General features: G+C 35.7%; 6 protein-coding genes and 1 pseudogene. 6 read left to right on the forward strand and 1 reads right to left on the reverse strand.

What is annotated here, in order from left to right; all coding sequences use genetic code 11:
* The 6 genes from L647_RS0119230 to L647_RS1000000125070 all read left to right on the forward strand — a co-directional run.
* Positions 1-598 (forward strand): PQQ-dependent sugar dehydrogenase (locus L647_RS0119230; protein ID WP_024612474.1); only part of this gene is annotated, 598 nt, incomplete at its 5' end.
* A gap of 170 nt (positions 599-768) precedes the next feature.
* The gene (locus tag L647_RS0119235) at positions 769-948 is read left to right on the forward strand and encodes a DUF6435 family protein (protein ID WP_007583346.1); all 180 of its coding nucleotides are present in this window, start codon (positions 769-771) and stop codon (positions 946-948) included.
* 460 nt (positions 949-1,408) lie between these two features.
* Positions 1,409-1,888, forward strand: a complete 480-nt coding sequence (locus L647_RS0119240) for a hypothetical protein (protein WP_024612475.1) — start codon at positions 1,409-1,411, stop codon at positions 1,886-1,888.
* Positions 1,881-2,354 (forward strand): hypothetical protein, encoded by a 474-nt coding sequence (locus tag L647_RS0119245; RefSeq protein ID WP_024612476.1) that lies wholly within the window; start codon positions 1,881-1,883, stop codon positions 2,352-2,354. The genes L647_RS0119240 and L647_RS0119245 overlap by 8 nt, the downstream gene beginning before the upstream one ends.
* A gap of 1 nt (position 2,355) precedes the next feature.
* Positions 2,356-3,126 carry a hypothetical protein gene (locus L647_RS0119250; RefSeq protein WP_024612477.1) on the forward strand — a complete coding sequence of 257 codons (771 nt, stop codon included), beginning with the start codon at positions 2,356-2,358 and terminating at the stop codon, positions 3,124-3,126.
* 98 nt (positions 3,127-3,224) lie between these two features.
* Positions 3,225-3,785 carry a hypothetical protein gene (locus tag L647_RS1000000125070; protein ID WP_024612478.1) on the forward strand — a complete coding sequence of 187 codons (561 nt, stop codon included), beginning with the start codon at positions 3,225-3,227 and terminating at the stop codon, positions 3,783-3,785.
* Positions 3,786-3,817: 32 nt separating this feature from the next.
* Here L647_RS1000000125070 and L647_RS0119260 read toward each other — a convergent pair.
* Positions 3,818-4,045 (reverse strand): annotated as a pseudogene (locus tag L647_RS0119260) (IS110 family transposase); the annotation flags it as partial.

Raw genomic sequence — 4,045 nt, forward strand, 5'->3', positions numbered from 1 at the left:
TATAAACCCGCAAGATCTCACGCGGGACGGCGGTAAAATTTATCGCTTACACGATGATGGTAATATCCCAAGCGACAATCCGTTTGTTAAACAAAAAGATGCAAAACATGCGGTATGGTCTTATGGGCACCGTAATCCACAGGGTATGTGGTTTAACAATCAAAATAATATTTTATGGTCCCATGAGCATGGTCCACGCGGCGGTGATGAACTTAATATAATAAATAAAGGCGCTAACTACGGATGGCCTTTAGTAAGTTATGGTATTAACTACAGCGGTACCACGTTTACAGACCTTAAAGAAAAAGACGGCATGCAATCGCCCGTATTACACTGGACCCCTTCTATTGCTCCTTCCGATATGTTGTATGTAACGAGTGATAAATACCCACAGTTAAAAGGTAAACTATTACTAGCCTCCATGAAGTTTGCTTTTATTAGCGCACTGGAACTCTCAAAAGGCAAAGTTGTTAAGCAATATAAAATACTCGATGGCATTGGCAGAGTACGTAGCCTTGCCCAAGGCAGCGATGGTTTTATTTATTTGGGTATTGATGGACAAGGCATTAAACGCCTAGAGCCAGAACCTAAACATTAGCACTAGCACTAAAACTAAAACTAAAACTAGCACACAGTACGTTAATAATTACACCGTGTTTACTTTGCGCCTTAAAGGCACAAAGTAAACATTTTTACCAAACAAAGAACTATTAAGCCCATTAATGCGTACACTAACTACATATAATTTAATAAATTAAGAGAATACTAATGTTTTCATTTTTAAAGCCTGACCCAATAAAAAAACTGCGTAAAGAATACGACGTAAAATTAGAGCAAGGAATGCAGGCACAAAGAAAAGGCGACATTAAAAGCTTTGCAATGTTAAGTGCAGAAGCCGAAAAAATCTGGAGTGAAATAGAAATTCTAGAGGCTAAAAAAGCCAAGTAAGTTCGTATTAAACGTGTCAGCTCTGCTTTAAAAGTAGGTAGATGCGTTTAGTAATTCATGACCTCGCTTTACAGCTCCCACCATCCGTAAACCACCTTTTATAATATGCTTACACAAACAAGTGTGCTTAAAGCGGTTACTTACGTTATCGCTGTCGTTTTTTAGTGGCTGTTAAATGATTTAAAAAGGCTTTTGGCCTTCATTTTAAATCTGTAATTGCTGCATTTACATACAGCGCTGGCGTTTTTCCTCCTAAGTCAAAAAATGAGGACGTTTTCCTCTTTTTTGGATATTATTAAAAGAACAGCCTAACTTAAAGTTTAATACTCGCAATGTGTTACAGGATTTGTTATTAATATTAAAAATAATTAAGAGGACATGCGTTGCTCATAAAAAGAGGAAAGTGTCCTCTGATAAAGCTGTTAGGCATTCAGTCATATATTTTAACAATGGAGTAATCATGCAAGACTTACAAAAAATGATACAAGAAGCAGTAAAGAATTCAGGAGCTGATGAATCAATCAGCACTGAACTTGCAAATAAACTTGAAAAGGAACTTAGTGACTTTGTAACTTTAAATAGCTTAAAAGCTAAACTTTCAGTTTTATTTGAATATGAAAAAAATTATTTAGAATTAGTGAAGGAGTTTAAAGAAGAAATTAAGTTTGCAAGTGGTATTCAAGAGGATTTAAGAAAAGAGCGAGCAAAGTTTTTCTCTGAAACATTAAAAGAAGTATCTTCAACTTTAACGGAATCTCAAGTTGAAAATAAGGTTGCGTCACAGTGGTTAAAAGAGCTAGTGGATAGTTATACCAAAAGCTTAGATTTAAGTGGTGGCCTTATAGAAGAACATACCCTTGATATGATTGGTACTATTCGCGACAAAGCTAAAAGTCAAAAAAACAGTGTAGAAATATCAAACCAAAAATCAGATGCTTAATAAACCAGATTTACTGGGTGTGCTAAGTTTGATGGGAAAAGCTAGGGGGGATTTAGTTTCACGAACGGCCCACGAATCCCCTGATCTATTTAGAAACTTTTTCGAGTTCGAAAATAACTTTGATATGTTGAATTTGGCATTTGAAAGAGAATTCAACTTATGGATCGATAAACATTTTGAAATGTTCGACAAATGCTTTAATGACTCAGATTCATTCCACATTATTGACAGTTTTAAAAAGCTTATGGTTGAGCTTGTGGAGAGTAGAGTTATAAGAGCATCAACTTCTAATGACTTAGCGAGCAAAGATTTTTGTATATCTTTGCTATCTGAAAAAATATCAATTCTTAACAAGTTTATTGAAGTTTCACAAAATAGTGAAAAGCAATATCAAAGACTATTATATTCCTATCAAAGAGATAAAACTCTTTTTGATAGGGAGTTTAAAAAATTAATGGAGGAGTAGTATGAGTTGGTTAACTAGATTAGGCGGAGCTTTAGTCGACTGTATAAGCAAGCCTGTAGATGCTCTCTGTGAATGGGCAACAGAGCCCTTAGAAGGTAGACGACATGAAAGGAGTGAGAGTTCTAAAGCTTCATCGCATAGTCGTGACGTTGAATTACAAGAATCTCGAATAAAAGCTGAATCAGAAGCAAAAATTAATGAAAAAGAGGCTGAGGTTGATCTAAAAATAAAACGTGTTAAAGGTATTGAAGTTGCTATCGCTGAAATTGACGAATGGAAGAAAGACAAAGAATTCGAGCGAATGAAAAAAACAACAGAAGCCATAATGAATTACCAAGAGCAATTAACAAAGTTAAATGTGAATGCGATTAATGCAATCGGTCACATGCAATTGGAGTTAAGGGAAAGAGCACAAAAATTAGTTTATGAAAAAACTATTCAGTATAAAGAACTTCAAGATATGGCTATGGTCGATGCAATCGCAGACTTACAGAAAATAGAAGACCAATTTTCTGATAATGATCGAGCCAGAGATATACTAACTAATGCAGTCGATAAAAAACTTGCAAATATAATCGATACCGCCAATAACTTTCTTCTGGAGTTAAATCGAGATATACGTTCATTAAATGAGGGGATAAGCTTACTCGCTGAAAAAGGGCAAACCTTTATAGAGAATCATTTAGACCGGTTTTCTATACCTGCTGAAAAACTTATTGAAAATACTAAACATGAGAAAGAAATCAAGCATATAGATAGCAAAAATGCCTAACAAGGGTTTTCAAGTCGGACAAATTACAGTTGGCTTTTTGTTCGTGCCTCACTTATTTTAGCCAACTGTAATTTGCCGCTTAAAACGGCGTTAGGTTGATGAGGTGTATTATTCGTATTCTTGAAAAATTATGGCTATTAACTGGCGCTGAAAGATCGGAATTCGACGATTCTGAGAACTTATATTTTGACTCTATTGGTTTGAATCTACTTAAAACTCCCGAATGTTGGGGCTATTGGTGTACACCAACAAACACAGTTAGCTTTGCAACAACATCGGGTGATGGCGTACATTTTGGGTTTCTTTGTCAGGAAGGTATTTCTTTAGATGAATCTCCGGTTGTAATGACATTACCGAGTGCTGATACATCCAATATAATTGTTGGTGAGAATTTATTGGATTTTTTAAGTTTAGGTTGCAGAGCTGGTTACTTTGAACTTGAACTGATTGAATATGAGCCTGAGTTTCATATTCCAATTATGGACTCGCAGTCATACTCAGAAGAAGCAACTAAAGAAGAAATACAATTGTTAAAACTAATTGAGTCTGAGTTCAACTTAAAGCCTTGGGTAGGTCATGCATCAAGGTTACTTGAGCTAAAAAACAAGTACCTCGAACAATTGGAGCTTTCTGAAGAGTACTACGAGCTTACAACCTAACAACACGCCCTGAGGTGGACGACTAGTAAAATTTAGCTATTAATTGCAAATTTTAATAGTGGTGAACCTCTGCGTTTTAAGGCCGCTAAATACGTCGATTCATCGTAGGGTGTATTCGTTTTCCAACATCTAAATACAATCCTTATCCATTTAAATGCCAGTGATCTAATAATGCTGTTATGCGGCTTACCCTTGGCTTTTTGTTGCTCATAATACGCTTTAGCCCAAAACGAATAACGAATAGAAAAGCCTGCCCATTC

The organism is Pseudoalteromonas sp. TB64 (assembly GCF_000498095.1).
Classification (GTDB): domain Bacteria; phylum Pseudomonadota; class Gammaproteobacteria; order Enterobacterales; family Alteromonadaceae; genus Pseudoalteromonas.